We start from the raw sequence: 22,656 nt of genomic DNA, 5'->3' as shown, positions 1-22,656 counted from the left end.
TACCTCCCGGTCGTGGTGTTCCCCCGACAGGACATCGGGGGAACGGCCGCGGTGTTTCGCCTAAACGTCGATGGAACCGTCGAGCGGGGCACCGTCACGCAGGTGGGGCGCGACTTTGTTGTCGAAGACCGACAGCGCCGACCCGATCGCCATGTGCATGTCCAGGTACTGGTACGTGCCCAGCCTGCCGCCGAAGATGGTGTTGCGCGCGGCGGCCTCGCCCTTGGCCAGCTCCCGGTAGACCGCCAGCTTCTCGCGGTCCTCGGGGGTGTTGATCGGGTAGTACGGCTCGTCCTCGGCCTCAGCCGAGCGGGAGAACTCCCGGACGATGACGGTCTTGTCGCTCGGGTAGTGCGCGCGCTCCGGGTGGAAGTGCCGGAACTCGTGCACCCGGGTGTAGGGGACCTCGGCGTCGTTGTAGTTCATGACCGAGGTGCCCTGGAAGTCACCGGTCGGCAGGACCTCGGTCTCGAAGTCGAGCGTGCGCCAGCCCAGGCGCCCGGCCGAGTAGTCGAAGTAGCGGTCCAGCGGTCCGGTGTAGACGGTCGGCGTGCCAGCCGGGACCTTGTCCCGCACGTCGAAGTAGTCCACGTCCAGGCGCACGTCGATGTTGGGGTGCGCGGCCATCTTCTCCAGCCACGCGGTGTACCCGTCGACGGGCAGGCCCTCGTAGGTGTCGTTGAAGTACCGGTTGTTGAAGTTGTAGCGCACCGGCAGCCGCGTGATGATCGACGGCGTCAGTTCCTTGGGGTCGGTCTGCCACTGCTTGGCGGTGTAGCCGCGGATGAACGCCTCGTAGAGCGGGCGCCCGATCAGCGAGATCGCCTTCTCCTCGAGGTTCTTCGCCGCGTCGGTGTCGATCTCGGCCGCCTGCTCGGCGATCAGCGCGCGCGCCTCGTCGGGGGTGTGCGATCGACCGAAGAAGGTGTTGATCAGGGCCAGGTTCATCGGGAAGGCGTAGACCTGGTCCTGGAACTTGGCGAACACGCGGTGCTGGTAGTCGGTGAACTCGGTGAACTGGTTCACGTAGTCCCACACGCGCTTGTTCGAGGTGTGGAACAGGTGCGCGCCGTAGCGGTGCACCTCGATGCCGGTCTCCGGCTCGTTCTCGGAGTAGGCGTTGCCGCCGATGTGCGACCGGCGCTCGAGCACCAGCACCCGCTTGTCGAGCTGGGTTGCGGTCCGCTCGGCGATCGTCAGGCCGAAAAATCCGGACCCGACGATGACCAGGTCGTACCCGTTGTAGTTGTCATCATTGGTTTCTGCGACCGCGCTCACGGTGGCTCAGGCTACCCGCGCGGTGGCCGGGGCCCGACGGCGAGGCACAGATCACCCTCAAGGTCGCGCCGGGTGTGGTCGACGGGGATCGGCCCCGGCGTCCTCCCCCGGCGCCGGGGCCGATCGGTCCCCCCCTATTTCCCTCCCCCGCCTTCTCTGACGCCTGACACCCCGGACCCGTTGCTCGGTGGCGCGGAGTTGTTGGCGTCGCGGCGGGTGGCGCAACCACCCAGCAGCGGCAGCACGTCGGCGGCGACCTCCTCGAGGATCAGCTCGCGCCCCGCGTAGGGGCCGTCCGGCCGCGGCCAGTGCACGACCACGTCGGTGAACCCGGTGTCGCGGGCCCGGCCGAGGTGGTCGGTGAACGCGGCGACGCTCTCCAGGGAGAACAGCGGGGAGGCGTCGACGCTGACGTAGCGGTCGATGGTGGCCGGGTCGCGGCCCAGCTCGGCGAGGATGTCGTCGAACCGCTTCGCCCGCTTGGCCACGTCGGCCCACCAGGCGTCCGCGGTGGCTGCGCCCGGGGCCCCGGTGGTCACCCAGCCCTGGCCGTAGCGGGCGGCCAGGCGCATGGCCCGTGGACCGTTCGCGGCGATCAGGAAGGGCACCCGGGGCCGCTGGACGCAGCCGGGGGCGCTGCGGGCCTCTTCGGTCCGGTAGTGCTCGCCGGTGAAGGTCGTCCGGTCCCGGGTGAGCAGGGCGTCGGAGAGCTCGACGAACTCGGCGAACCGGTCGGCGACCTGCGCCTGCGTGGTGTCCTCGGCGCCGTGGCCCATGGCCTGCCGGTCGTAGCCGCCGAGGCCGCTGGCCCCGGAGCCGAGACCGAGCATGAACCGGCCGTCGGAGATGTCGTCCACGGCCAGCACCTGCCTGGCCAGCGGGACCGGGTGCCGGAAGTTGGGGGAGACGACGAAGGTTCCGAGCCGGATCTCGGAGGTCACCATCGCCGCCGCGGTCAGGGTGGGGATCGAGTCGAACCAGGGCCCGTCGACCAGCGTCCGCCAGCCGAGGTGGTCATAGGTCCAGGCGTGGTCGAAGCCGTATTCCTCGGCGCCGCGCCACCTGGGCTCGGCGGCCCACCAGCGATGCTCGGGGAGGATGACAATTCCTACGCGCACCAGGCGAACCTAGCGGCAGCCCGACCCGGGGGTAACGAAGGCCACCGGAACCGGGTCGCGGCGTCGGGGAGGATGTCCCCGTGGACTCGCCCCGCCTCGTCGCCTCCGACATCGACGGCACCCTGCTCGGCCCGCTGGAGCGGGTCACCGACCGCACGGTGCGCGTGATCGCCCGGGTTGTCGCAGCTGGCACCCCGTTCGTGCTGGTCAGCGGCCGCCCGCCGCGCTGGATCCCACCGGTGTCCGACAGCGCGGGCCTCAACGGGTACGCCGTGTGCGCCAATGGCGCGATCATCTACGACATCAGCTCCGGCTATGTGGTCTCCGCACACCAACTGGACCCCGTCCGCCTGCACGACGTGACGCACACGCTCGAGAAGGCCCTACCGGGGATGGCGGTCGCCACCGAACGCGTCGTGGTCGGTGGCCCGCACCTGGAAGCGCCCTACGCGGCCGAACGCGGCTACTCGAACCCGTGGGGCGACTCGGTGGACGAGCTGACGATCGCTCCCCGCGGGGAGGTCCTTGGGCATCCCGCGGTGAAGCTGCTGGTCCGGCACGAGTCGATGACCAGCGCGGAGATGCTGCTGGCGGCCCGCGAACTGCTCGGCAACAGCGTGGATGTGACGTATTCCACGGGCCTGGGCCTGCTGGAGATCTCCGCGCCGGGCGTGACGAAGGCGAAGGGGCTGGCGGAGGTGGCCGAGATCGAGGGGGTACCGCAGTCAGCGGTGATCGCCTTCGGTGACATGCCCAACGACATCGAGATGCTGCGCTGGGCCGGTCACGGGGTAGCCATGGCCAACGCCCACGCGGACGTCAAGGCGGCTGCGGACGAGATCACGGCACCGAACTCGGAGGACGGCGTGGCACTGGTGCTTGAGCGCTGGTTCTGACCCCTAGCTGAAACCCGCCGAATCTCCTTACCCACCTTCGGCGTGTCGCGGGCTCTCCACTCCCCGCTTGCCCCTCTTACCGCCCCGCTCCCCCACTGCCCCCACCCGTCTTGCCCTCGCCGCGCTCTCTTGCCGCCCCCTGCTTCCCGCCCCGCCCCCCGCTTCGCGCGCACCCGCACGCGTCCGGGGGCGCAGCCCCCACCCTCACCGGGGGGCGGCCCCGGTGCCAGTTTACCGGGCCCCACCGACAGTGGATCTTGGGAGAGCGGCTTGAAGATCGACATGTGGATAACTTCTGTCACCCGGACGGGCGAATTCCGGACGGCCCGGCGAGGTGGATCGCCTGGTCGGGGCCAGAGAAAGGACCGAGGCCCGGCCCCTTGCGGGGTCGGGCCTCGGAACTTGCGAATCTAAGATCAGACGGCGCGGACGCCGGTGGCCTGCGGGCCCTTCTGGCCCTGGCCGATCTCGAACTCAACGCGCTGGTTCTCGTCCAGGGTCTTGAAGCCCGACCCCTGGATCTCCGAGTAGTGCACGAAGACGTCGGCGCCGCCGTCGTCCGGCTGAATGAAGCCGAAGCCCTTCTCGGAGTTGAACCACTTGACTGTGCCCTGTGCCACGTCTATCTCCTCAACAGGTACCGCTTGGGCCTGCGCGGTCGCGCAAACCCATGGTCGGTTTCAGACGGCGACTTCTCCGGCTTGACCTGGAGGAAAACCGCGCGCCCGCAACGATCTCTTGCGAGCGTGATCTAACACGTACTCAAGAAAATTCACGACCGGATACAGTCAACCACACACCGGATCGCCCGCGCACCCGTATGCCGGGGGTTGCGACCGGCCACCCGCTGGGAGACGCTGTCAAGGTGAGCGAGCTCGCCAGTGACAACACCGAGTCCATCGCACTCCGCCTCGACGATGTCGGCGTCTCCGTCGACCTACCGAGGCCAGCCAACCCGGGTGACCAGGTCCAAGGTGTCCCCTACCGCCCGGTCGAGTTCCGCGACGACGACCTCCCCACGGCCCTGGAGCGGGCCGCGTCGTGGCTGCGGCGCACGCAGGACTGGCTGGGCGAACCGGTCGACGTGATCGCCATCCACCTCGACTACGACGACCGCGAGGGCAGGCCCTACTACGACGTCAAGCTGCTCTGCAACGACGAGGACCTGGCAGGAGCCCCGATCGCCCTGCGCGAACACATCGCCCGCAGCACTGACGTCTAACCCCTGGAACGGCCCCGCCCGCCGGACCGGGCGGGGCCTCTCAGGCCAGCGCGACCAGGCCAAACCCGCCACCGGACCCCGCGGCCCGTGTTGGCTCCAGCAGCCCTCTTCGCCGCGTGGTTCCGCCGCCCCGACTTCGCGCTGACCAGGCACTCCCCTTCGCGTGCGCTCCCCGAAATTCGTCCATCTGGGTGACAAAAGTTATCCACATGTCGATCTTCGAGCCAGCTTTCCCAAGATCCACTGTCGGTGGGGCCTAGTAGACTGGCCCTGGGGCCGCCCCCCGGTGAGGGTGGGGGCTGCGCCCCCGAACCCGCGTGTGTGCGAAGTGGGGTGCGGCGGGGGTGCCGGAGGGCGGTAGTACTGCCGGGCGTGGGGTGTTGAGCGCGGCTGAAGCTGCCGGAGCGCGGGCAGGGAGCGGCTTGGGGCCTCAAGGGCACGAGGAGACCGCTGGGAGCGCCTAACGGGGTACGCGGGCGCGGAGCGGGCGGTCAGGGCAGTGGTGAAGCTGCCGGAAGCGTGCGGCAGGTAAGCCTGGGCGTTGGATGCGGGCGGGTCGCGCGGTCCCGTGAGCCAGGGGAACGGGCCGTAGGGGCGGCCAAAAGTGCCTGCGGGGATGACTTCATGGCGTGGCTGACCGCTCCGCGCGCCGACCAGGGCGTGCCGTTCGAGCGGGTGACCTCTATTCACCCGGTTCAGGGACAGAAGTTATCCACATGTCGATCTTCAGAGGTGCTGACGAAGATCGATTGTGGCCCTGACCTGGTAAGATGGGCCTGGGGACGCCCCCCGGAGAGGGTGGGGGCTGCGCCCCCGGACGCGTGCGGGCGCGCGCGAAGAGGGGGCGCGGTAGGGCTAGCCGGAGGGGTGGTAGGTGGGGCGGCTGCGAGGGATTAGGCGCGCGGCCGGGACCGATCAGGGCGTCTGGGGTTGTGCGCACGGCGAACGTGCAGCACGAGGTTGAGCGTGGGCGAGGCGCGGCAGGCGCGGCAGGCGCGGCAGGCGCGGCAGGCGCGGCAGGCGCGGCAGGCGCGGCAGGCGCGGCAGGCGGGAAAATACCGGGTGGGCAAAGAAAGAAGGCGGCCCGGGTGGGCCGCCTTCTCACGAGAGAGCGAGTACTAGCTCTCGAAGACCTTGCGCCAGGACTCGACGGAGGTGAGTTCTGGGAGGGCGGCTCGCCAGGTGTCCTTCGCGGTCGGCCATTCGGCGGCCAGGCGGCGGTAGGCGCCGGTGGCTTGTTTGGCCAGTTCGCGGAAGGTTTCCGGGTCGCGCTTGCGGAAGGCGACGCCGCTGCCGTCCGGGTTGGAGACGGTGGCGCTGTCCAGGTTGCCCAGGAGGAACCAGAGGGCGCTGCCCGCGGGGACGTTCACCTGGGGGCGGTCGGCGGATTCCGGGGCCGGGGGGCGCAGGTTGTGCAGCAGCGCCTGGGCGGCCTGGGCGGCGATCTTGGCCGGGTTCACCGGGGGGCGCAGCATGCGCTCGGCGTGCACCGCGTCCAGGGTGGGCGGCGGGAACTCGCTGGCCGACGGGAGGGTTTGGGCGTCCGCGTACTGCTTGCGGATGCGTTGGACCTCCGGCAGGACTGTCGGCAGGAGGTCGAAGAGGCGGTCCGGGCCCGCCAGGAAGTCCTCGATGGCCTTGAGCTCGATCGCGACCGTCGAGTACTCCATCGACAGCAGCCTGCGGATGGTGACCCGCAGACCCTGCTTGAGCAGCACCTTGCGGTGGTCGTGCGGGGTGTGCAGCGCCGCGACGATCAGGCGGTTGCGCAGGTGGAAGTAGGCGGTCCAGTCCGACGCGTCGTTCTTGTCGGTCCAGGGCATGTGCCAGACGCCGGAGCCGGGCAGGGTGACCGTGGGGTAACCCTTCTCCAGCGCGCGCAGCGAGTACTCGGCGTCGTCCCACTTGATGAACAGGGGGAGCGGGAGGCCGGTCGCCTTGATGATCTCGCGGGGGAACAGGCACATCCACCACCCGTTGTAGGTGGCGTCGATGCGGCGGTGCAGCTTCTTGGTCTCGCGCAACGACTTGAGGCCGAAGTCGTGGTCGGTGAGCGCGCCTGGCGCGGCCCGCCAGGTGAAGCTGCTCAGGTCGACGACCTCGCCCATGCTGTGCAGCCTGGCCTTGGCCTGCAGGTTCAGCATCTGGCTGCCGACGATCACCGGGGCGGTCGCGGCGCGGGCGAACATGCTGGCGCGCAGGATCGAGTCCGGCTCCAGCGAGATGTCGTCGTCCATCAGCATGATCTGGTCGACGTCGGAGTGCTCGATCGTCTCGAAGAACGCCCGGCTGAAGCCGCCGGAGCCGCCCAGGTTGCCCTGCTCGATCACCTCGAGGCGGTCGCCGAGCAGCGCGGCCGCCTCGGTGAAGCGGGGGTGGCTGGAGATCTTCTGGGTGCCCTGGTCGGCCACGTAGACCTTGGTCAGCGCGTCCAGCACGACCGGGTCCTCGCCGAGCGCGAGCAGCGAGTTCACGCAGTCGTCGACCCGGTTGAACGTGGTGGTGCCGATGGACAGCCTGGTCGGCGGCAGCTGCAGGTCGGTCGTCCAAGCCGCGTCCGAGATCTCCAGCGGGGAGTCCTCGGTGAACACGTCGAACCAGATCCAGCCGCCGTCCTCGAAGGGGGCGAGGCTGATCCGGAACTCCACCTGGGCTGGCTCGTCGCCCTCGGTGCGCACGGCCTGGCCGGTGAGGTGCACCTGGTCGCCGTTGGGCTTGGACCGGTACACGTCGACCCGGCCCGCTCCGCGCGCGCTCAGCCGCAGCACGACCTCGCTGACCCGGGTCCAGCGCTTCCAGTAGCTGGCCGGGAAGGCGTTGAAGTACGAGGCGAACGACACCCTGGCCGAGCCGGGGATGGTCACCTTCGTCCTGGCCGACACGAGGCTGTGGATGGCGTCCGGCTCGTCCAGGTAGAGCGGGCGGACGTCCACCGGGTCCGTGCCCCGCGGCAAGATCACCCGCTGCAGCACGGCATGCGCACCGGTTCTGTTCGTTTTGCCCTGCTCGGTCACTTCGCTCCTCCAGCGAGCCTGCCGTGGATCCCCGGGAACCGGGTTGTCCCCCTGGGTGGTCCTGCCAGGTCTTTGTTGTTCTCCTGCGCGCACCGGCCCGCTCACCGCGGGCCGTAAAGCCGTTCCCAGTTCTCGGTGCTCGTCGCGGCCGGGATGGCCGCGCGGTAGTCGGCGGCGACCCGCGCGCTGTCGGCGAGCAGCCTGCGCGCGAGCACCACCGCGCGCTTGCCGAGTTCGATGGCCGTGTCCTTGTCCCGCTCCCGGATCCGGACGCTGTCCTGCGCCGCGTCGGTGACCACCACCCGGTCGAACCGGGACACGTGCCACCACGCGGAGTCCCGCGCCGGGACGGCGCCGACGCCGAAGTTGGTCCGCCCCCGAGCCAGCCGCACCAACTGCTTGGCCAGTGCCACCCTGGGGTTCTTCGGCGCGATGTCGGCCTGAACCATGGGCACGTACTCCAAGCCGAGTTCCGGCAACGAGCCAACCGGGTGCGCGACCGTGTCAGGGTACTGGGCACGGATCGCCCTGATGCCGGCCGCCGCCGCCTGCCCGCCGTCGGCGAGCACGTCGGGGCCGACGAGGAAGTCCTCCGCCGCCTTGATCAGGGTGGCTGCCAGGCCGTACTGCATCGCCAGCAGCGCCCGCGCGACCCGGGAGGTGAACACCCTGGCGACCTGCTTGGGCGGGAACGGCGAGTAGAGCGTCGCGACGATCATGGCGTTGCGGAGGGCGAAGTACTGGCCCCACTGGTCGCCGTCTTTCCAGTCGAAGTCGGCGTGCCAGAGACCGGCGCCGGGCAGGGTCACCGTGGCGTAGCCGCGGGTCCGGGCGCGGTAGCCGTACTCGACGTCGTCCCACTGGAAGAACAGCGGGATCGGCAGGCCCAGCTCGCGGATGATCGTGTTCGGGATGAGGCAGGACCACCAGGCGTTGTAGTCGGCGTCGACTCGGCGGTCGCCGCGGTTGGGCAGGCCGGTGGGCTCGCCGTCCTCGTCGAGGGCTTCGTCGAGCAGGTCGACGTCGTCGAGCGCGTTGGCGACGACCTTGCCGGGGATCAGCTGGTTGAAGTCGGCGTACTCAGCGCCCGCGACCAGCTTGGTGGGGTGCAGCAGCCGCAGCATCTGGCCGCCGACCAGGGTGGGTCGGCTGGTGCGGTTCGCGAACGCGGAGAGCCGCACGGCGATCTCCGGCTCGCACAGCACGTCGTCGTCCATGAGCAGCACGTTCGACTCGCCACTACGGACGACTTCGTACATGCCCCGGCCAAAACCGCCCGCACCGCCGAGGTTCGGCTGGCGCAGGTAGCGCAACCGGCCGCCGAGGCCCTTTTCGAGGTCGGGGAAGTTAGTCCGCGACTCAACGGTGTCAGTGCCTTGGTCGACGACGTAGACAGCGTCTAGGACCGACAGCGCGCCGTTGTCCGCGGCAAGCGACCCGAGGGTGCGCACGCAGTCGTCGGCACGGTTAAAGGTGCAGATCACGACAGAGGTGGGCACGAATCGCTCGGGCGCCTCAACGGTCCAGTCGAGTCGCTCTACGAGCAGTTCGCCCGCCTCGGTGGTGACGTCGAGCCAGAGGAACCCGCCGTCGAGGAACTTGTCCAGCTTGGCGGTCAGCCGAACCGTCTCGCCCGCAGCGTCGCCGATGTCGCGGGCGGCCACTACGCGAGTGCCGCCCTCTTCGTCCGAGGCGACCAAGGAGACCCGAGCGGTTCCGGTCAGCACCAACTCGACGGTGACCTCACCGACGACGGTCCACCGCTGCCAGTAAGAAGCGGGGAAGCGACCGAAGTACGTGTCGGTGCTCACCTCGGAGTAGGGCCTAACGATCAGCCGGTCGCGTTCACGGTCTGCGGCACCCGCCACAACCGTGGCGTAGAGGCTGTCGGGGCACACCGGATCCGGTCCGCGGAACAAACCGCGCTGGGCGACCAAGCGGCCGGGGGACTCGGGGGCCTCTTGGCCTGACCGGGTAGTGGCACTGGCCGCGCGCTGGGGCATGACGGGTTCGATCCTCCGGAGGGCTCTTGTGCTGCCGGTGATGGCCGCCCTCCCGGTCGCGCGCGGGATCGCTTGGCGCGGTCGCGCTTAACCGGTCGGTATGGGCCGACACGGGCGCCTACGACGCCCGAGGCCTCACAAGGCTACCCGCTCACTTTCAACCCGACCGGCCAGTACCCGGGCGCGCTAACACCCCGTGCGCACTCAGACCGGCTGTGCGACGCCGACCAGCGGCCGAGCCGGTTCCGCGGCGGTCCACCAGGCGAACGCCTCGGCCAACGTGGCGGGTACCTCGGCGGGGACCGCGCCCGCGGCGTAGGCGGCGGTGAGGGTGGCGATCGCGTCGTCGTCGACCCCGGAGCGGCTCATGCCGACCGAGTTGACCCCGCGCAGCCGCACCGGGTTGCCGAAGGCCTTGGCGAACGGCGGCACGTCGCGGGTGATCGCCGCGCCCATGCCGACCATGGCGCCGGGCCCGACCAGCCTGCGCTGGTGGCCCGCGACGTTCATGCCGAGGTTGGCACCGGCGCCGACCTGGAAGTGCCCGCCGAGGCTGACCCCGGCGGACAGCGTCACCCGGTCGCCGATGAGGCTGTCGTGGGCGACGTAGACGCGGTTGAGCAGCCAGCAGTCGGATCCGATGGTGGTCGGCCGGTAGCTGCCCTGGTGGATGGTGGTCAGCTCGCGGACCACGGTCCGGGCGCCGATCCGCACCCCGGTGAACTCGCTGGCCGCGCTGTCCCAGTCGCCGTTGTGCGTGGCGCCGGTGATCTCCGGCGGGGTGCCGATGACGCAGCCGGGGCCGATCCAGCAGTCGTCCCCGATCACGGCGGGGCCGAGGATGATCGTGTTGGGGCCGATGCTGACGTTCTCGCCTAACTCGACGCCCGCGCCGATGACGGCGGTGGGGTGGATCTTGCTCATGCGGGGTCCTCGGTCTTCTCCGGCGCGGTCTTCTCCGGGGTGGCGGTGGGCTGGGCCACCAGGTCCTTGACGTGCCTGGACGCCAGCAGCGCCGCGACGCCGGCCGAGCCGAGCTCGGCGATGGTGAACATGACCCGGGAGGCCACCGCGAAGGCCGCCGCCGCAGTGATCCCGACGGTCGGCGCGAGGGCCAGGGCCACCAGGACGTCACGGGCGCCCGCACCGGAGGGAACGATGAAGAACAGCAGACCGGCGACCAGGCCGATCGCCACAGTGCCGACGCACAGCAGCAGCACGCCGAGGTCCGGGGTGCCGCTAGCGGTGGCCAGCGCCCAGAGGTGGGCGCCGAAGAGCACGTAAGACAGGACCGACAGGCCAAGAGTCTTGCCGATGGTGGCCCACCGCAGCTGGTGGTCGAGGGGCTGCTTGCGCAGGACCCGCAGCACCAGGTTGACGCCCCAGGTCATGACCTTGGGGTGCAGCGCGACGAGGCTGATCGGCAGCGCGGCGTAGAGCCACACCGCGCGCGGGTTCTGGTCGAGCATCTTGGGCAGCGCGATCATGCCGAGGGTGAGCATGGCCACCACGGAGACGCCGACCTGCACCAGGGAGCTGACGAACATCCTGGCGCGCGGGATGCCGACCTTCTTGCCGAGCTCCATCTGCAGCACGTACGCCCACACCGAGCCCGGGATGTACTTGCCGAGCTGGCTGACCAGGTAGATCTGCGCGCCCCGGGTCCGGGTCACCGGTGAGCCGAGGTCGTTGACCACCACCCGCCAGGAGAACGCGCCGACGACGACACCGGCGATCACGGCCAGCAGGCTGAGCACGGCCGACCACCACGGCACGGTGGCCAGCGTCGCCCAGACCTCGTTCCAGCGGGTCACCACGTAGTAGACGGCGCCACCGACCACCGCCAGGATCAGCACCCGGCGCAGCCAGGTGATGGCCGTGGACTTCCACGACGGCTTGGCAGCCGGGGGCGGCTGCTCGGTCTCCGCCGCCCCCGCCGTCACGGCCTGGCTGCTGATGGCCTCGCTGTTGATGGCCATTTGTCCTCCGGCCCCGGCGCGTCACAACCGGTAGCTGTAGTCGACATCATCGGGTTACCGCTGTGCGCAACTCACCCAGGAGCCGGGTGGGGTACCGCGCCACCTCACGACAGCGTGACACTGTACGTGGTCAGTTCACCGGCGCGCGCAGCACGGTGTTGCGCAGCTTTGACACCGGTTCCAACACGATCGTCCACCCCGCGGCCACCAGTTCGGGGATGCGCCACTGCATGCCCTCCTCGACCACCAGGTAGTCGGCGCCGAACTCGCGCGCGACCTGTGTGTAGCGCTCCAGCGGGAGTGTGAAGAACACGCTGGGGATCTTCATCAGGCACTGCTCGAGCCCGCCGATGGAGTTGATGCGGTGCTGGTACTCGATCCACGCGTCGCCGCCGTAAGGCACGTTCTTGCAGTCGGCGACGACACCGCGTCCGCTGGCCATCCGGATGTACTGACCGAGCGGCGGCGAGATCAACTGCGCGCCGGGGGGCAGGGTCCGACGAACTGCCATGCCCCAGTCGTGGATGTCGTTGTCGGAGATATAGACCACATCGAAAGTGCGCAGCGGCGGCGCGCCCGCGGAGAACACGGCGGCCAAGACGGCTCCTACGACTGCCAGTGCGGAACCGTGCACAACGCCGTTTGTCCCGGTAGCCCAACCTGGCTTGCGGGCGCGTACCGCCATGGCGGCAGCGCCAACGACCAGCGCACCCGCGAACAGCAGCAACCAGGGTCCGCCGTTGGGGCGCTCGAACATCCACCGCGGGTCAAAGGTGTAAGAGCCGGCGAGCAGGTAGCCCAGCCCGATGACGGCACCTAGAGCTATCAGCCGCACCCAGGTCTTGACCGGGGCGAACAGCGGGACGATCAAGCCCCACACCGCCATCGGCAGCAGCACGACGTCGAGTCGGTAGACGTTCAGCCCCTGGGCGAGCTCGCCGACCATCGGGACGTTCCACCGGTCGGCCGCGACACCGACCACGAGCCCGAACGCAGGCAGGGCAATCAACACCGCCCACGTCGCGATCGTGCTGCGGGAGAAGTACAGGCAGCTCAACACCGCGAGGCCGACAAGAGCCATGCCCGCCCACACCACGTGAGTCGACCATGAGCTCGCCTCGCAGTGGTACGGGATCAACTGCGTGCAGATCTGCGCGAAGTCGGAGATTTCGCCCGCGACTGGCCGCAGCCAGAGGCCGAAGAGGACAACGGCAGCACAACCGGCGCCACCTAGCAGCAAGACCCGGTCAACACGGCGGCGACCAGTGCCGGGCAGCCGTCCGAGGTGGAACCGGACCGCGGCCAAGCCGATCAACAAGATCGCCAGAACCATGCCTTGTTGCAGGTGGACGGCGGCGGCGACCACTGCGGCGACAGCAGCGAAAGTCCGGTGGTCGGTGAAGAGAGCGGCCACCACCAGGTAGACCATGCAGCCCGCGAGGACGACCGGCAGCGCGTTCGGGTACAGCGGCGATCCGGTGCCCAGCAACCACCACGGCATCATCCCGGCGAGGAAGCAGACCAGCACCGTCGCCGTGCTCTGGTGCGCGGGCGCCCAACGGCGGGCCAGCAGCGCGGTGGCGAGCCCGAAGGCCAGCAGCGACAGGGCCCAGTAGCCGACGTAGACCGTGCTGAGCTTGCCGATCTCCATCCCGAACCAGGTGACCACGTCGAACAGCCAGTGCGGTTGCGGGGAGCGCTCGAGGAACCAGTCCCCCGCGAACAGCGTCGGGTCCGCCCAGTGCATGCCTTGCGCGGAGAGCACCCGGTGGTCGCCGTTGCCCGCGGAGTAGCCGTAGCGCCAGTGCTGCACGAAGCCCAGGACGAGGGCGCCCGCGACGGCCCGCAGCACCAGGGCCAACCGCGGGTGCGCGCGCGGCGGACGTGGCAAGGCGCGGGCCATCTCGGGCTCGACGTGCAATCCGGGTGCTCGTGGTGGGTCCGACGGCGGAGCCGCGTTTATTGACCCCAAGGTGGGTCCCCTCTCCGAAAACCCCTCTCGTGGAACGTCGACCATACGCAACGCACAGTTGTGGATCATCACTCAGTGCTACTTTCCAGCTCCAGCGGAGTGTCGCCGCCCCCATGGCATTGCCCCCGGAAGACCAAACGCCGACTGCGGGTACCGTGACCCCACGCGGCCGGCAGAACCGTCACCAGCGTGCTGTTCGGACGCCTCAGCCCGCCTTCGCACCGGAGAGAACTGCCGAATGATTCCCATCACCGTCGTCGACGTAGGCGACGCTGAGCCCCTCGTGCTCGAGGTGCTCCGCTCCGGCGTCATCGCCCAGGGGCCCATGGTCAAGCGCTTCGAGGACCTGTTCGCGCAGGTCGCCGGGGTTGAGCACGCGGTGGCCGTCAACAACGGCACCACCGCGCTCGTGGCCTCGGTCCAGGCGCTGGACCTGCAGCCAGGCGACGAGGTGGTCACCTCACCGTTCACCTTCGTCGCGACGCTCAACGCGATCCTCGAGGCGGGCGCCACCGCCCGGTTCGCCGACATCGACGCCGAGGACTTCAACGTCGACCCGGCCGCCGTGGCCGCGGCCGTCGGTCCGCGGACCAAGGTCCTCATGCCGGTTCACCTCTACGGGCAGACCGCGGACATGGGCAAGCTGGTCCCGCTGGCCGAGGAGCACGGCCTGACGATCATCGAGGACTCCGCGCAGGCGGTCGGCGCCACCTTCGACGGGCGCGCCGCAGGCAGCTTCGGCATCGGCTGCTTCTCGCTGTACGCCACCAAGAACGTCACCACGGCCGAGGGCGGGGTCATCACCACCTCCGACGCCGCGCTGGCCGACAAGCTGCGGGTCATGCGCAACCAGGGCATGCGGGCGCGCTACCAGTACGAGATGGCCGGCCACAACTACCGGCTGACCGACCTGCACGCCGCGGTCGGCATCCCGCAGCTGGAGCGGCTGGCCGACATCAACGCCAAGCGCTCCGCGAACGCCGAGGCGCTGTCGGCGGGCCTGGCCGACATCCCCGGCCTGCGCGTGCCCGCCGTGCTGCCCGGCCGCACCCACGTGTGGCACCAGTACACCGTGCTGGTCACCGAGGACGCCAAGGTCGACCGGGACGAGTTCGCGGCCAAGCTGACCGAGAAGGGCATCGGCAACGGCACGTACTACCCGAAGGTCGTCTTCGACTACGACTGCTACCGGGACAACCCCAACGTGATCACCTCCGACGTGCCGGTCGCCAGCCGGGTCGCGCAGCAGGCGCTGTCGCTGCCGGTGCACCCGAAGCTGACCACCGAGCAGATCGACACCATCGTCGCGACCGTGCGGGAGGTGCTCGCGTGACCGCTCGGCCCCGCGTCGCCCTGATCGGCTCCGGCCAGATGGGCTCGTTGCACGCCCGCGTGCTCTCCCAGTCGCCCCGGGTGGACTTCGTCACCCTGGTCGAGCAGCGCAAGGAGGTCGGCGAGCAGGTCGCCAACCGCTACGGCGCGGCGTGGGCACCGGAGATCGGCGACCTGTCCGGCATCGACGCGGTGGTCATCGCCGCGGCGACCGAGGCGCACTACGACATCGCCCGCCAGGTGATGGAGCTGGGCAAGCCGCTGCTGGTGGAGAAGCCGCTCACCCCGGACTACAAGCAGTCGGTGGAGCTGGTCGAGGAGTCCGAGCGCCGCGGCCTGCCGCTGGTGTGCGGGTTCCTGGAGCGGTTCAACCCGGCCGTGCTGACCGCGCGCCAGATCGCCACCGACGTGGTGCAGGTCAACGCGATCCGGCACTCGCCGTTCGTGCCGCGGATCAAGACCGGTGTCGCCACCGACCTGCTGATCCACGACATCGACCTGACCATCGGCTTCGTCGGGGAGAACCCGTCGGTGGTGAAGGGCTCGTTCGGCTACTTCCACGGGTCCTCGAAGAAGAACCACTCCGAGGACAGCGCCGACGCGACCATGTCGTTCCCCAACGGCGCGATCGCGACCATCTCGGCGAGCCGGGTCAGCCAGCGCAAGGTCCGCCAGCTCTCGGTGCTCGAGGTGGACCGGCTGATCGAGATCGACCTGCTGCGCCGCGACATCACGATCTACCGGCACGTGACCGACTCGCTGGCCACGGCCGGGGTCGGCTACCAGCAGCAGACGATCATCGAGATCCCGACGATCCTGCAGAGCCAGGAGCCGCTGGCCGCCCAGCTCGACCACTTCCTCAACCTGCTCGAGGCCGGGGCGGGTTCGGACGCGGTCGCCGCTGAGCGCGCGGCGATCCTGCCCGCGCACCGGGCGATCGACCAGGCCGCGGAGTCCGCGAACGCCTGATCTAGTACTTACGCGAAGAGGGCCCCGCCATAGTGGCGGGGCCCTCTTCGTTTGCGTCCTATTCGGCCGGTGCGGCGGCTTCGCGTCGACGGCGCCTTACGCCCGCGACAGCCCAACCGATGCTGAACAGGACACCGAGGACAAGAGTGCCTGCCATCAAGGGGATGCCGAAGCCGTAGCCAGGCGGGGTAAACCGGAGTTCGACAGTGCTACCGCCGCTGGCAGGGGCTGGGACGTCAAGCTCGATCAGGCCTGCCGGGCCCTGCTTGACCTCCACCTCCTTGCCGTCCACTGTGGCGCTATAGCCCGGCCAGGCGAGCGCGGCGAAGATGAGCTTGCCGCCGTTGCCTTCGTACCGGGTGTCCATGCCGTTCTCGCCGACCTTCACGTCCGACTTGATCCGGACACCGTTGCCCGCGAAGGACAACCGGCCGTCGCCGAACGGGAGCGGGGTGTCGCGCTTGTAGACGGTCACCAGCTTGGTGCGCTCGGCAACGGACCAGCCGGGTGCCACCTCAGCCTGGTTGGGCTTCGGTCCGCCTGCCCGCGCCTGGGCCACCGCGGCCTCGCGGTCCTCGATGATCCCGTTCTCCACCACCACGGTCCGCAACCGCAGCGCGTCGGCGAGCAGCACCCGTTCACCGTCGACCGGGCGCCAGAGCGCGTCGAAGGCGGCCGGGCAGGTGGCGCCGTAGTAGTTCATGCACAGCGCGGCAGCGAACTTGACATTGCCGATGCCGGTGTAAGAGTTCAGCGCGTCGACGCCCGCGGTGTGGATGGCGTTAGTGAGCATCACGTCGCGCCATACGCCGTCGGGGACCAGTTCGGCGTGCTGGTTGAGCTCACCGAGGTCGACGACCTGCAGTGTGTTGCCCTGGTAGCGGTCGTCGAAGTTGTCGCGCATCGCGGTGACGTCGTGCGGGAAGCGCCACGGGGTGATGTTGTAGTTGCCCGTGTAGAGCTGCGTCTGCAGTACCAAGAGCACCGCGGTGCCCAGGACTAGGACGGTGCCGAAGAACCGCTCGCGGTACTTCACCGCTGCGGCGACCAAGAGCAGGACGACGACGGTCGCCAGCGCGTGCCACCGGACGTGCTGCGGCGTGCTCGCCCACGACAGGTACGCGCCGACCAGCACGATGATGGCCGAGGCGATCGCCTTGGCCTTGGCGCGGCTGGTGTTCAGGCCCTTGGTCAGCACGATGGCGATGGCGATCGCGATCGGCAGGTAGGCGTACTCGGTGAGCCGGGCGGGCCAGCGGAACAGCCACAGGGTGGACGGTCCGAAGAGGAACAGCAGGTACACACCGGCGAAGACGATCAGGCTGGAGCGCTCGCGGACCCGCTCGAGCAGCGCCGACCAGCGCAACCACGGGGCCAGCGGCACGATGAACCAGGCCAGGTACGCCATCGGGAAGGACAGGATCTCCGACCCGAACACGCGGTACTGCGGCTGGAACGTCGGCGCGCTCATGGCGAACAGGTCGCCGAGGTTGGGCACCAGGAAACCGGTGTTAAGCACGCCTTGGTCGGTACGCCAGGTGACGGCGCTGCTACCGGCCAGCGGCAGGAACACCACGAGGGTGCTCAGCCCGATGATGCCGCCGACGACGACAAGCCAACCGAACCGCTTCCAGTGCTTCTGCAGAGCCAGCTCTACCGCTACCGCGGCCAGGATCACCATGACACCGAGCGCGCCGTAAGGGTTGCCGACGGTCATCGCCAGGAAGCCCAGGACAATCGGGACGATTGGGTTCATCTGCCCACGGGCGAAGCGTCGCAGCGACCACCACACGATGGGCAGCCAGGCGAAGCAGATGAGCCCACCGGCCCAAGCTGACGCGTCGAAATAGAGGGTGTAACCGGAGAACGGCAGCGCTACCGCAACTGCGGCAGCAGCAGCGCGGTTCGCGCCGAAATCGCGGGCCAGCAGGTAGACGCCGAGCGCGAGGAGCACCAGGAACTCGGTCTTGACCAGGGTCGCCGACAGCGCGAGCGACGGGATGGCCGACACAGCCAGGTAGTTGGCCAGCATCACCGGGTTGAACAGGCTCATCATCGACTCGCCCGCGATGTTGCCGCCCATCCACATCTCCGGCGACATCACCGGCCAGATGCCCGCGCGCAGCTGCTCGCCGATGTAGTGCCAGTCCGGCAGGAACGCGGCGGCGCTGTCGTCCCAGTAGTAGAAGATGCGGTTGCGGATGAGCGGTACCTGGGCGAGGACCGCGACCAGCACGGCGACGCTGAGGCCGGTGAGCAGCCCCTTCCTGCGCTCGCCGGTGGACTTGCCCTCGCCGTCCTGTCCGGGCGCGGCCTCCGGAACGGGGACGCGGTTCTCCGTCAGGGTCACCTGGCGGTCCTTCCTCGATGGTTGACGCTGCTGCGACACGTGCGCTCCCCCGGAGCCCCCGCTCGGGCGGACACGGTACTGTGCCAGTCGCCTCGGTCTAGGTCTTCCGGCCTGGCCAGCTGTCAAGTCTGCCAGGGAGTATTCCATGGGTACGCCAGGGGCTACCGACCAGAAAACGCTCACCTACGTGGTGCCCGCGCACAACAGCGCGGACACCATCGAGGCCACCCTGACTGCGCTGGCGACCCGGCTGGCCGGTGGCGACGCCGAGATCGTCGTCGTGGAGAACGGCTCGTCGGACGGGACCATCGAGCTGCTGGCCAAGCTGGCCGCGGACTGGTCGGCCGATGTCGAGCTGCGGGTGCTGACCAGCGAGAAGGGCATGGGCAACGCCCTGCGGCACGGCATCGCGCACAGCCGCGGCGCGCGGGTGTTCCTCGGCGCCGACGACCTGCCGTTCGGGTTCGACGACCTGGACGCGGCCGAGAAGGTCGACCACGTCGCGCACCCGGTGGTGATCGGCTCCAAGGCGCACCCGGACTCGGTGATCGAGCGCGCGCTGCTGCGCAACGTGATGACCTTCGGCTTCCTCGTGCTGCGCCGGGTCATCCTGGGCATGCGCACCCGCGACCCCCAGGGCACCTTCATCGTCGACGGCGACTGGGCGCGCCAGGCGGCCCCGCTGCTGCAGGAGCCCGGCTACCTGCTGAGCACCGAGCTGGCCTACCTCGCCGAGCGCAACGGCATCAAGACCATCGAGGTCCCGGTCCGGTTGAGCGCCGCGCACTCCAGCCACGGCAGCCGCATCCGGCTCAGCGACCCGATCAAGATGGGCATGGGCCTGTTCACCCTGCGCAGCCGCCACCGCCGCAGCAAGGTCCAGCCCGTCGGGTCAGCCCTCCCCCAGACCACATGACCTCCCGCCACACCGCCATCGTCATCGGCGGCGGCATCCTGGGCCTGGCGACGGCCCGGGAACTAGCCCAACGCGGCCACGCCGTCACGGTGCTGGAGAAGGAAGACCACTGGGCCGCCCACCAAACCGGCCACAACTCCAACGTCGTGCACGCGGGCCTGTACTACGCCCCCGGCTCGGAGAAGGCCCGGATGTCGGTCGCGGGCAACCGCTCGATCGTCTCTTACGCCCGCTCCCGCGGTGTCCCAGTGTCCGTCTGCGGCAAGCTCGTCGTCGCCACCTCCGAGTCGGAGCTACCAGCACTCCGCGTACTGGCCTCCCGCGCCGAGGCGAACGGCGTGCCTGCGCGACTGATTACGCAGGCCGAAGCCCGCTCTTACGAACCCCACGTCGCTTGCGTCGCCGCTCTACACGTGGAGTCGACGGGCATCATCGACTTCCCGGCCATCTGCGCCGCTCTAGTCGCCGACCTGTCCGACGCCGACCTGCGTTTGTCTACGCCTGCCCTCGGCATCCGCTCTAGCTCTACCGGCGTTGAGGTGGCTACCGGCACCGAGGTGCTCCGGGCAGACGTACTGGTGAACTGCGCCGGTCTGCACAGCGACCGCATCGCCCGCATGGCGGGTCTTACGCCACGCGCCCGAATCGTGCCGTTCCGTGGGGAGTACTACGAGCTGCGGCCTGCGCGCGCTTCTCTCGTGAAGGGGCTGATCTACCCGGTCCCGGACGCATCTCTGCCGTTCTTGGGGGTACACCTGACCCGCATGCTGGACGGGTCAGTGCATGCCGGGCCTAACGCCGTACTCGCCCTTCGTCGTGAGGGGTACACATGGCGTGACTTCTCCGCACGCGACGTTTGGGAGACGGCTGCGTTTCCGGGGACTTGGAACCTCGCCCGGAAGTACGCGTACCCGATCGGACTGGACGAGGTCCGCCGGTCTCTATCGAAGCGGCGCTTTGCGGCGAGCTTGGCAAAGCTGGTCCCAGAGATCGTCGAGGACGACATCGTGCGGTCGGGGTCTGGGGTGCGCGCGCAGGCACTGCTGCCGGACGGGTCGATGGTGCAGGACTTCCTGATCGAGACGGCACCCGGACAGGTACACGTGCTGAACGCTCCTTCACCTGCCGCTACTTGCGCCCTGGAAATCGGCAAGTACATCGCCGACCGCGTGGCCTAGGCCAGCGCCGCTAGCCGTCCGCAAGAGCACAGTTCGCCTCCTATAGACGCCTCAGTCTGCTCGGACCTCGACGCGCCCTCGACCCCGAGCAGGCGCGGGAGACCGGCGGCCAAAGCCGACTCGGTACAGCGTACGATTCGAGGTCCGCGTCCACCGCGCCGCCGCTCGTGCAGCGGCCGATCGCGATGCGGCAGCGGCCCCAGAGTGCCTGGGGCCGCTGGTGTCTGTCGATGGCTGGAACGTCTTGTCGGGTGAGCTCACGGGCTCGGGCGATTGGATCCAGGGCGGGATGGGGCTGACATCGTCAAAACGCGGGTCGGTGACACTGGGGGGACTGGTTCGGTGCGGCCGCCACCAGTTCGCGAGTGGCGGCCGCAGGTGGGACTACTCCGTGCCGCGGCGCTCGGGATCTTCGGGATCCTCAGTGGTGTCGGGACGCCTCAGCAGCAGGCGCAGGACTGTCAGGGCGGTGGTCCTGCGCTGGGGAACGCGGGTGAACACCGCGATCGCGACCAGCACGCTGAGCATCAGCAGGACTCCCAGAACCGCTAGCTCTGTGGTGGGCAGGAACGGCATGCTGTGTGGGTCCTCCGTCGAGGAGTGGCGTGGAGGTGCCTGGGCGGAAGGTGACTGCCCTGTTGCCCGGCCCCTTGGAGACGTCACCGGCAGCGGTTGCGACCCGCTGCCGGTGGCCTCTAGTGGATCACGGTCCGGATTGTCGCTGCGACAAGAACAAACCCTTGAGCTGCGGGGATCGACAACCTCGACAATTCGTCGGACTGGCGCGCGGTTGTCCTGGTTATCTCGATCGCAAAGGGACCTCGCGCCGTGAGCGCGGACTTCGACCCGTCCCCGGCCGCGGCGACGTGGCGGCTTCCCGAGCGACCCGCGCGCAAGGGATCCGGACGACCATTACCCCGGACGGTCGACGACTTCTCCAGCGAGGAACTCGACCCGTCCGGCCGCCGCTGCGCGCTCGACCTGATCACCCTCGTTGTCCACCGTTTCGGCACCATGAAGAACCTGGTCGACCACGCCTTCACCGTGACGCCGCGACCGGCGTGGGCGGTGGGGGGACCACACCACATACGCCAGGTCGCCCGGCAGTTCAGCAAGACGGTCCTGGGATCTTCGATCGCCGCGCTCCCGGACTGGGCAGAGGTGGAGTGGATCGTCACCGCCTGCACGGACCCGGGACACCACGACGAAGCGCTCGGCTGGTTCCGCGCCCGCTGGGACGAGTCACGATCCCGCCGCCCCGCCGATGCGGTTGCGCCGGAACGATCCCTGGCCTTGGAAGCAGAGTTGGCGATGCTGCGTCAGCAGGTGGCCCAGCAGTCCGCCCAGGTCAAGAACCTCACAGCGATGGCGAACACCCTGGCCGCGGGACTGGTTTCCGCCACTCGCGTCGCCGACGGCCGTCGCGCCGACCTGCGGGTCGCCGACCGCGCGCGTGCCGCCGCCGAGCGCCGCATCAGTGCCCTGACCCAGGCCGAGGAGGTGCTGCGCGCGCGCAACGCCAAGCTGACCCACGGGTTGTCCATGGTCATCACCGAGTTGGTGACCACCCGCCACCGCGCGACCATGCGGCTCGTTCTGGACGACATGATCGAGCGCGCCGCGACCGGGTTCGGCCCCAAGGACTGGGCACGAGCCCTGCCGGAACTCCTGCGTCGAGGCAAACCCAAGAGCGTTCAGCACGACGATTGGCTGCTGGCCTACATCCGCACGACATTGCTGCTGCGCCACGGCCGAGTCCTAACGGACCTGGATCCGTCGCTAGCGGAGGCAGCGCAGTCGATTGTCCACTACCTGCGCCTCCCGGACGCGCCCCTGCTCGAGCAACTCGTCACCGGCCACGAAGCCTTGAGCCAGCACGCCCACTGGATCCTGCCGCGTGCGCCTATAGGCAACGCCCCTGACCTGATCGCGACGGTGGAACTGCTGAAGGGCTTCACCCGCCCCACCAACCCAGCCGTCGACCATCCGACCAACCCGCACGGAGCACCCGACTTCACCCCAGGACGATTCAGTCCAGGATCCGCAATGCCCTTACCGGACGGTCACTCCCCCGACCCCCGATTCCGCGTCAAAGCAAGCACAAGAGCAATGCTCTACGTCGACCCCGATCACCCGCGCTACGAGCAAGTCGTAGCCGAGGTCTGGTTCGACACCGTCGAAAACGCCGAACTAGCCGGCTACCAACGACTCTCCACGTCCCGCTGACGACACCCGAGGCTCTGGGCACCACTCGCACGGGCCGCAGAAACCCGCTGTGCCACCCCGGCTTCCGCCAGGTCCACCCCAACCCACACCTACCCAGCCCCTGGACACTCGGATCCGTCGGTGCCAGCCTGCGCCCCGTCAGGTCCGCCCCAGCCCACCTTCCCAGCGCCTGGACACTCGGACCCGTCGGTGCCAACTCGACT

Annotated in this window: 17 protein-coding genes; 7 read left to right on the top strand and 10 right to left on the bottom strand. The window is 69.3% G+C overall.

The features are described 5' to 3' along the window. Positions 1-60: 60 nt before the first annotated feature. Together glf and LV75_RS15085 are read right to left on the bottom strand one after the other, a co-directional pair. Positions 61-1,278 carry a UDP-galactopyranose mutase gene (gene glf / locus LV75_RS15090; RefSeq protein WP_253887516.1) on the bottom strand — a complete coding sequence of 406 codons (1,218 nt, stop codon included), beginning with the start codon at positions 1,276-1,278 and terminating at the stop codon, positions 61-63. Positions 1,279-1,412: 134 nt separating this feature from the next. Then, on the bottom strand, positions 1,413-2,396 hold the full coding sequence (locus LV75_RS15085) for an LLM class flavin-dependent oxidoreductase (RefSeq protein ID WP_253887515.1): 984 nt from the start codon (positions 2,394-2,396) through the stop codon (positions 1,413-1,415). 80 nt (positions 2,397-2,476) lie between these two features. On the opposite strand from LV75_RS15085, the gene LV75_RS15080 reads away from it, so the two are divergent. Continuing rightward, positions 2,477-3,292 carry a Cof-type HAD-IIB family hydrolase gene (locus LV75_RS15080; protein ID WP_253887514.1) on the top strand — a complete coding sequence of 272 codons (816 nt, stop codon included), beginning with the start codon at positions 2,477-2,479 and terminating at the stop codon, positions 3,290-3,292. Positions 3,293-3,708: 416 nt separating this feature from the next. On the opposite strand, the gene LV75_RS15075 is transcribed toward LV75_RS15080, so the two are convergent. After that, a complete protein-coding gene (locus tag LV75_RS15075; protein WP_204449773.1) occupies positions 3,709-3,912 on the bottom strand; it encodes a cold-shock protein in 204 nt (67 codons plus the stop codon). A 245-nt stretch (positions 3,913-4,157) separates the two neighbouring features. On the opposite strand from LV75_RS15075, the gene LV75_RS15070 reads away from it, so the two are divergent. Next, entirely contained in the window at positions 4,158-4,514 is a 357-nt protein-coding gene (locus LV75_RS15070; RefSeq protein WP_253887513.1) for a hypothetical protein, read from the top strand. 1,118 nt (positions 4,515-5,632) lie between these two features. Here LV75_RS15070 and LV75_RS15065 read toward each other — a convergent pair. From LV75_RS15065 to LV75_RS15045, 5 genes are all read right to left on the bottom strand, one after another. Next, entirely contained in the window at positions 5,633-7,528 is a 1,896-nt protein-coding gene (locus LV75_RS15065; RefSeq protein WP_253887512.1) for a glycosyltransferase, read from the bottom strand. A gap of 101 nt (positions 7,529-7,629) precedes the next feature. Further along, positions 7,630-9,531: a glycosyltransferase gene (locus LV75_RS15060; RefSeq protein ID WP_253887511.1), complete on the bottom strand. Its 1,902-nt coding sequence runs from the start codon at positions 9,529-9,531 to the stop codon at positions 7,630-7,632. Positions 9,532-9,735: 204 nt separating this feature from the next. Further along, entirely contained in the window at positions 9,736-10,455 is a 720-nt protein-coding gene (locus LV75_RS15055) for a DapH/DapD/GlmU-related protein (RefSeq protein ID WP_253887510.1), read from the bottom strand. After that, complete coding sequence (locus tag LV75_RS15050) at positions 10,452-11,510, bottom strand: lysylphosphatidylglycerol synthase transmembrane domain-containing protein (RefSeq protein ID WP_253887509.1); 1,059 nt, start codon at positions 11,508-11,510, stop codon at positions 10,452-10,454. The genes LV75_RS15055 and LV75_RS15050 overlap by 4 nt, the downstream gene beginning before the upstream one ends. A 130-nt stretch (positions 11,511-11,640) precedes the next feature. After that, positions 11,641-13,413, bottom strand: a complete 1,773-nt coding sequence (locus tag LV75_RS15045) for a DUF6798 domain-containing protein (protein ID WP_253887508.1) — start codon at positions 13,411-13,413, stop codon at positions 11,641-11,643. Between the two features lie 307 nt (positions 13,414-13,720). Between LV75_RS15045 and LV75_RS15040 the strand changes: the two genes are divergently transcribed. Together LV75_RS15040 and LV75_RS15035 are read left to right on the top strand one after the other, a co-directional pair. Further along, on the top strand, positions 13,721-14,815 hold the full coding sequence (locus LV75_RS15040) for a DegT/DnrJ/EryC1/StrS family aminotransferase (RefSeq protein ID WP_253887507.1): 1,095 nt from the start codon (positions 13,721-13,723) through the stop codon (positions 14,813-14,815). Beyond that, positions 14,812-15,783 (top strand): Gfo/Idh/MocA family protein, encoded by a 972-nt coding sequence (locus LV75_RS15035; protein ID WP_308210964.1) that lies wholly within the window; start codon positions 14,812-14,814, stop codon positions 15,781-15,783. Before LV75_RS15040 ends, LV75_RS15035 begins: the two co-directional genes overlap by 4 nt. A 58-nt stretch (positions 15,784-15,841) precedes the next feature. Here the strand turns inward: LV75_RS15035 and LV75_RS15030 are convergent, their stop codons facing one another. After that, positions 15,842-18,133, bottom strand: a complete 2,292-nt coding sequence (locus LV75_RS15030; protein ID WP_253887506.1) for a hypothetical protein — start codon at positions 18,131-18,133, stop codon at positions 15,842-15,844. 145 nt (positions 18,134-18,278) lie between these two features. Here LV75_RS15030 and LV75_RS15025 point away from each other — a divergent pair, with 145 nt between their 5' ends. Together LV75_RS15025 and lhgD are read left to right on the top strand one after the other, a co-directional pair. Next, positions 18,279-19,049 (top strand): glycosyltransferase, encoded by a 771-nt coding sequence (locus tag LV75_RS15025; protein WP_253887505.1) that lies wholly within the window; start codon positions 18,279-18,281, stop codon positions 19,047-19,049. After that, positions 19,046-20,227: an L-2-hydroxyglutarate dehydrogenase gene (gene lhgD, locus LV75_RS15020; protein WP_253887504.1), complete on the top strand. Its 1,182-nt coding sequence runs from the start codon at positions 19,046-19,048 to the stop codon at positions 20,225-20,227. Before LV75_RS15025 ends, lhgD begins: the two co-directional genes overlap by 4 nt. 384 nt (positions 20,228-20,611) lie before the next feature. Here lhgD and LV75_RS15015 read toward each other — a convergent pair whose 3' ends face one another. Further along, positions 20,612-20,803, bottom strand: a complete 192-nt coding sequence (locus LV75_RS15015) for a hypothetical protein (protein ID WP_253887503.1) — start codon at positions 20,801-20,803, stop codon at positions 20,612-20,614. A gap of 252 nt (positions 20,804-21,055) precedes the next feature. Between LV75_RS15015 and LV75_RS15010 the strand changes: the two genes are divergently transcribed. Continuing rightward, entirely contained in the window at positions 21,056-22,453 is a 1,398-nt protein-coding gene (locus tag LV75_RS15010; protein WP_253887502.1) for a sunset domain-containing protein, read from the top strand. Positions 22,454-22,656 lie beyond the last annotated feature (203 nt).

Origin of the sequence: Actinokineospora diospyrosa (assembly GCF_024171925.1) — a bacterium.
Classification (GTDB): domain Bacteria; phylum Actinomycetota; class Actinomycetes; order Mycobacteriales; family Pseudonocardiaceae; genus Actinokineospora; species Actinokineospora diospyrosa.
This window is presented reverse-complemented; position numbering and strand designations above follow the sequence as displayed.